We start from the raw sequence: 1,952 nt of genomic DNA on the forward strand, positions 1-1,952 counted from the left end.
GTTCGGCACGGCTGGGCTGCGCGGCGCGCTGGGAGCCGGGCCACAACGCATGAATCGCGTCATGGTGGCCCAGGCCGCCGCCGGCCTCGGCGCCTATCTGCTCGAGCACCACGTCGATGAGGGAGCAGTACGGCCCAGCGTCGTGGTGGGCTACGACGCCCGGCACAACTCTGATGTCTTCGCCCGCGACACCGCCGAGATCATGCACGGCATGGGCGTGGACGCCCATCTGCTGCCCACCCACCTGCCGACCCCGGTGCTGGCCTTCGCGATCCGTCACCTCGGCTGCAGTGCTGGCGTGATGGTCACGGCATCGCACAACCCGCCCGAGGACAACGGCTACAAGGTGTACCTGGCTGATTCCAGCCAGATCGTGCCACCAGCCGACGCCGAGATCTCTGCCGCGATCGACGCCACCGGTCGCGTCGACGAGATGCCGCGGTCGTCAGAGTTCGTGACGCTCGATGACGACGTCGCCGACGCCTACGTGACCGCAGCGGCAGCCATCGCCGAAGACGGCCCACGCGATGTCGTGGCGGTCTACACCCCGATGCACGGGGTGGGCCGCGACACCTTGGTGGAGGTGGTCGCCCGCGCCGGATTCCCGGCGCTGCACACCGTGGCTGAGCAGGGCGATCCAGATCCGGACTTCCCCACCGTGGCGTTCCCGAATCCTGAGGAGCCCGGGGCCATGGACCTGGCCCTGAAGCTGGCCTCCCACGTCACCGCAGACATCATCGTCGCCAACGACCCCGATGCCGACCGGTGCGCCGTGGGGGTCCGGGATGGCGAGTCGTACCGCATGCTCACGGGCGATCAGGTGGGTGCATTGCTGGGTGATGCCTGGTTGCGGCGCGGGGCCACCGGCAGCTACGCCGCCTCCATCGTGTCGTCCGACCTGCTCGGACGCCAAGCTGCCGCTCACGGCCAGCCGTGGCAGCAGACGCTCACCGGCTTCAAGTGGATCGGCAAGATCCCCGATCTGGCGTTCGGCTACGAGGAGGCGCTCGGGTACTGCGTCTCTCCCCACATCGCCCGCGACAAGGACGGCGTCACCGCGATCCTCGCGGTGCTCGAGCTGGCGGCAGACCTCAAGGCTGAGGGCGGGCGCACCCTCATCGACCGGCTCGAGGACATCTACCGCGAGCACGGCCTGCACGCCACGGGCCAGCTGTCGGTGCGAGTCGACGATCTGTCGATCATCAGCCGGGCGATGGCGACACTTCGCACGTCTCCACCGGTCGAGCTCGGCGGACTGGCGGTCACCTCGGTTGACGACCTGAAGCTGGGATACCGCGGTCTACCCCCGACCGACGGCATCCGACTGGCGCTCGATGGCAACACCCGCATCATCTGCCGGCCGTCAGGCACCGAACCGAAACTCAAGTGCTACATCGAAGTCGTGCGCGAGGTGACCGATTCGATGAACCTGGCGCGCGACGATGCCACCGCGAAACTCGAAGCCATCAAGACCGATCTGGCCCTCGCACTCGGTCTCTGAGCACACGTACCCCGACACCCGTCTTCTGCGTCAGCCCTTCCACTCGTACGCCGTCTCGCCCGGAGCCACCTTGCCGTCTCCGCGGTAGATCAGGGTCAAGCTGCGACGCCCGTTGCCGACGCCGGTGAGGTGCACCGTGACCCGGCCGTCGCGCACGACCGCAGTCCCCACCGTGCGCTTGCGGTCGATCACGTCGAGGGTTCCGCCGTCGGCCCGGTAGTCACCTCCCGTGACGGTGGCGGAGATCGCGGTGCGGGGCGGGCTCGTCGTGCCGGCGACGGTGATCGTGGTCGGTCCGGCCTCCGGCTCGTCGACGGCGTCGAAGCCGATGATCGCGGGATCGTGGTCGCTCGCGCGGAACGGGCTCGCGTCGTACAGATCGGTGATGTTGTTGCGGTAGCGGCTGTACTCGCGACCAATGGACTCATCAGCGTTGATGTCCCAGATGTCG

The 1,952-nt window shown here is 68.3% G+C and carries 1 protein-coding gene and 1 pseudogene; one reads left to right on the top strand and one right to left on the bottom strand.

Annotated elements, in window-relative coordinates; translation table 11 throughout:
* On the top strand, positions 1-1,501 hold a 1,501-nt coding region (locus WB508_RS12095; protein WP_423845135.1), incomplete at its 5' end, for a phospho-sugar mutase.
* Between the two features lie 30 nt (positions 1,502-1,531).
* Here the strand turns inward: WB508_RS12095 and WB508_RS12100 are convergent.
* Positions 1,532-1,952: pseudogene (locus WB508_RS12100) on the bottom strand (hypothetical protein); the annotation flags it as partial.

Source organism: Aeromicrobium sp., assembly GCF_049586495.1.
GTDB lineage: Bacteria > Actinomycetota > Actinomycetes > Propionibacteriales > Nocardioidaceae > Aeromicrobium.